This is a genomic window from Symbiopectobacterium sp. (assembly GCF_051710365.1).
Taxonomy (GTDB): domain Bacteria; phylum Pseudomonadota; class Gammaproteobacteria; order Enterobacterales; family Enterobacteriaceae; genus Symbiopectobacterium.
The window spans coordinates 1-4,346 of sequence record NZ_JBPETA010000230.1 but is presented as its reverse complement, the minus strand read 5'-3'; the positions used below and the strand labels follow the sequence as shown (position 1 = coordinate 4,346).

The window sequence follows — 4,346 nt, the reverse complement described above, 5'->3', positions numbered from 1 at the left end:
CAATGGCAACATTACTTGATGGTAAACGGGTCTGGGCAGAAAAAAATCTGAACCAGATTTAATCTGACAGACACCTGTATAAATAACCGGTAACTGTCAGATCAGGTCTGAGCTAGTACACCTTATTGATGCTGGCGGGGGTCATCCCACCGACCTCCGGTGAACTGCTGATTAACGATCATCCTTTGTGCTACGGCGATTATCGCTTCCGCTGCCAGCAGGTGCGCATGATTTTTCAGGACGCGGGCAATGCGCTCAACCCACGCCAGCGTATTGGCCAACTGCTTGATATGCCGCTGCGGTTGAATACCACATTGAACGGTCACGAGCGGGAAAAAATGATCAACCAGACGCTGCAACAGGTAGGTCTGCGCCCTGACCACGCCTACTACTACCCGCAGGCGCTGGCACCCGGCCAAAAACAGCGCGTGGGATTGGCACGGGCATTGATCTTGCAGCCCAAGGTGATCGTGGCTGACGAGGCACTGGCCTCGTTAGATATGTCGCTGCGCTCGCAAATCATTAATTTGATGCTGGAACTTCAGGAAGAACAAGGGATCTCCTATATTTATGTCACTCAGCATCTGGGCATGATGAAGCACATCAGCGATCAGATCGTGGTAATGCACGACGGTGAAGTGGTCGAGCGAGGCAGCACCGCAGACGTGCTGGCCGCGCCGCTGCACGATTTGACCAAACGCCTGATTGCCAGCCACTTTGGCGAAGCGCTCAGTGCCGATGCCTGGCGCCGTGACGGCGCGCAGTTTTAGCCGGATTCGCTAGCGCGACATCGTGGCAAACGCGCGGGCGATACTGCTCGGAGTACCCCACGGGGGGCAACCATGCTAGAATCGCCCGGTTTACTCACTTCGAACGCCCTGATTAACGCATTCTGTGCAGGCGTTCGCAGCAACTATAATCACAAGGATTACTGCTATGAGTTTTCTAACCGGTAAGCGCATTTTGGTAACGGGTGTTGCCAGTAACCGCTCAATTGCATTCGGTATCGCACAGGCGATGCAACGCGAAGGCGCTGAACTGGCGTTTACGTACCAGAACGACAAGCTGAAATCGCGTGTTGAAGGCTTCGCACAAGAGCTGGGTTCCAGCATTGTACTGCCGTGTGACGTTGCGGAAGATGCCAGCATTGAAGCGCTGTTTGCCGAACTGGCTAACGTATGGCCGACCTTTGACGGTTTTGTCCACTCCATCGCGTTCGCCCCGGGCGATCAACTGGATGGTGATTACGTCGACGCCGTGACCCGTGACGGTTTCCGCGTTGCGCACGATATCAGCTCCTACAGCTTCGTGGCGATGGCAAAAGCCTGCCGCGCCATGCTGAACCCGAACTCCGCGCTGGTCACGCTCTCCTACCTCGGTGCCGAGCGCGCTATCCCGAACTACAACGTGATGGGTCTGGCCAAAGCCTCTCTGGAAGCCAACGTTCGCTACATGGCTAACGCCATGGGCGCGCAAGGTGTGCGTGTTAACGCCATTTCCGCTGGCCCGATCCGCACCTTGGCGGCGTCTGGCATCAAAAACTTCAAGAAAATGCTTTCCCACTGCGAGGCGGTGACGCCTATCCGCCGCGTGGTCACCATTGAAGATGTAGGCAACACGGCTGCGTTCTTGTGCTCGGATCTGGCTGTGGGTATCTCCGGTGAAGTCCTGCACGTGGATGGCGGCTTCAACATCGCCGCTATGAACGAGCTGGAACTGGATTAATTTCCAACCGCTATCGGCAAAAACCACCGGATCCGGTGGTTTTTTTTCGTCCCAACTCAATCCGCGTTTTCTGCCAGCCACGTCTGCGCGAAAACGAAGAAATTTTGCGCCAGAGCAGTAACCTTGCCAACCGGAGCCACAACCAGCGCCGCCTGACGCTGCATCGGTGGCAGTGTGAGTGGGCGAAAACGCAGTGCGGGCGTCATTTCCGGCAACAGGCTCCCCTGAGGCACAACGGCACAGCCTAACCCTAAAAAGACGCTTTGCATCAATTGCATCACCGAGGCACTTTCCACTTTGACCTTCGGCGTCACGCCTGAATCACGAAAGTGTCCATCGAGATAACGCCGAAAATAGCGGCTGGGCTCAGCCAGACACAGCGGCACATCCGCCAAATCCGCTAATGCCAACGGCGTCTCTCCGACCATCTGTGGAAATGCTTGTGGGTGGTAAACCAGCGAAATCTCACTGCGTTGTACGGGAGCCGCCTGAAAAGCCAGCTCTTTGAGCGTGGCAAGCTCGAAAAATCCCAGACCGATATCAACCGTGTGGGCATTGAGCGCTTCCAGAAGCTGGTCCGCACTGAACAAGGAGACCTGATAGTCGAGCTGTGGGTAGATCTCATGAGCAGCGGCCAACAGTTGCGGCAGCACCATTCCCGATTGCGGCACCGCGCCAATGCGCAATACGCCGCTCACGCCACGCTTAAGCGACGCCACTTCCAACTTCAATCCCTGATAAATCGAAACGATTTCACGCGCCCAGGCTAAAACGCGCTCACCCTCCGCCGTGAACCCTTCAAAATTGTTACCGCGATTAATCAGCGCCAAATCTAGCTCACGCTCCAGGTTTTTCAGCCGCATAGAGAGCGTGGGCTGGCTGACGAAACTGGCCTCCGCCGCACGTCCAAAATGGCGCTCTTTCTCAAGATTGCACAGGTAAATGAGCTGTTTTATATCAATTTTATTATACATCAGTTAGTTATAACATTAAAATCATCAAAGATCATATTTTATGTACTCATCGCTGTACACATTTAAAAATTGACCAAGGATAGAGCATGCTCTTCTAACTCATTCTGGCATGGTTATTTACCACATGACAAGAACGATGGTGAAATGACATGCTCACTGAGTGCGCGCGTGGTTCATGCGCAATCACAGAAGGCTCGGGCTTTTATTTAGCCACACACGTGGACCATAAAGAAGCCAGAGCAATCCATACAGACCCTGTATCCACACTTGAGGATGCGCTCGACCTTATAGCCGAACACCGGGGGTTATTGCTTAAACGCTTACATCACCAGACGTGGTCCCCTCTTATTTTTCCACCCAATCACTAAACGCCATAGGTACCGCTGTCACATCAACACAGTAGCGGTGATATGCATCCGTGTTGTTGTACGGGTAGTAAATCTGCCTGATCCCCATTTCTGTTGTTTTAATCACATCTAAAGCCCCCGCCAGCGAAACAGGATAATTGCGAGCAAGTGTTGCATTGCTCGTCAGTGACTGGAACTTACGCCCCAATGCAACCACGGTATTTAGGTTTTCAGTACCCAGCGAGGTATCAGACTGTGGAACGGCACCAACATCGGATGCAGTAAGGGCATCCTTTGTCGCCAACGCCTTTAGTCCCAGATTAGTACGCGCTCCCGCTTGCGCAGCAGCGCCTTTCTCCGCTATTTCAGAGAGGTTTTCGTTAATCTGGAGATATTTTTCAACAATAACTTTCGGCGTGATCGTGACCTGCCGTGATGCGGTAATGCCAGAGTAACGGCCCGTCACACTGGCCGTAGCCGTCCCTGCCCCTCCGCCCGTTACAACGCCGCCAATGATGCTAGCAATCTGCGCATCACTGCTGGCATAGTCAGCCGGTTCTGTGTAGTTTGCCGGATTGAATGTCACAGCGAGATTATATGTGCCATCCACCTGTATGTTTGGTATTGCTGCAATAGCAATATTGGTCAGATAGATATGCTGATCAAACGTTACTAACGTCGTTAATCCGGTACTGATCGATGCAATAACAGTCTGATTACCTGTTCGTCCTGTCGTTGCTGTGTAGCGTCCTGTTGCGTCAATAGAACCCAACGCGGCATCACTGACAGACCACGAAACAGGGTATTCTACGCCGAAATTAGACGGCAAAACCTGCCCTGAAAACTGCACGAATGTACCTGCGTTAACAGTCGCAGGTCGCGGTGTGACAATGACCGCAGATGGAACTGGTACGCCGGGTGTCGAATCGGCCTTATCTGTTTTAATGATGAACATCGTTGCAACGTTGCAGGGGCGCGTTTCTGTTGATGTTCTCGCAACATTTCCGGCTTTGAACTCGACAGCCAGACCGCCGCCCTGCGAGTCCCAACCGCCACTTCGCCCGCCGATAATTCTAAACAGTTTCCCGTCAACCCATCCCCAGTCATCGATAACAAACTCGCCCTGAATTTCCTGCAACGCATCGTCCTGCAAACGGCTTTGTTGAATAAATAAAAAGTTTGGGTAATCATCGGAACAGATCACCATAGTTGTTTCAAAATCAGGTCTCCATGGCAAAACAAAATTTTAAAATCACTAACTGGCCCTCCTATAACAAGGCCCTCAAGCAGCGCGGTTCTC

General features: G+C 52.7%; 4 protein-coding genes. 2 read left to right on the top strand and 2 right to left on the bottom strand.

What is annotated here, in order from left to right; genetic code table 11:
- Positions 1-128 precede the first annotated feature (128 nt).
- Positions 129-770: an ATP-binding cassette domain-containing protein gene (locus ACTBDZ_RS15515; protein ID WP_438815981.1), complete on the top strand. Its 642-nt coding sequence runs from the start codon at positions 129-131 to the stop codon at positions 768-770.
- 166 nt (positions 771-936) lie between these two features.
- The gene (gene fabI / locus ACTBDZ_RS15510; RefSeq protein ID WP_438815980.1) at positions 937-1,725 is read left to right on the top strand and encodes an enoyl-ACP reductase FabI; all 789 of its coding nucleotides are present in this window, start codon (positions 937-939) and stop codon (positions 1,723-1,725) included.
- A gap of 56 nt (positions 1,726-1,781) precedes the next feature.
- Here fabI and ACTBDZ_RS15505 read toward each other — a convergent pair whose 3' ends face one another.
- Positions 1,782-2,687: a LysR family transcriptional regulator gene (locus tag ACTBDZ_RS15505; protein WP_438815982.1), complete on the bottom strand. Its 906-nt coding sequence runs from the start codon at positions 2,685-2,687 to the stop codon at positions 1,782-1,784.
- A 357-nt stretch (positions 2,688-3,044) separates the two neighbouring features.
- Complete coding sequence (locus ACTBDZ_RS15500; RefSeq protein ID WP_438815979.1) at positions 3,045-4,253, bottom strand: hypothetical protein; 1,209 nt, start codon at positions 4,251-4,253, stop codon at positions 3,045-3,047.
- Positions 4,254-4,346 lie beyond the last annotated feature (93 nt).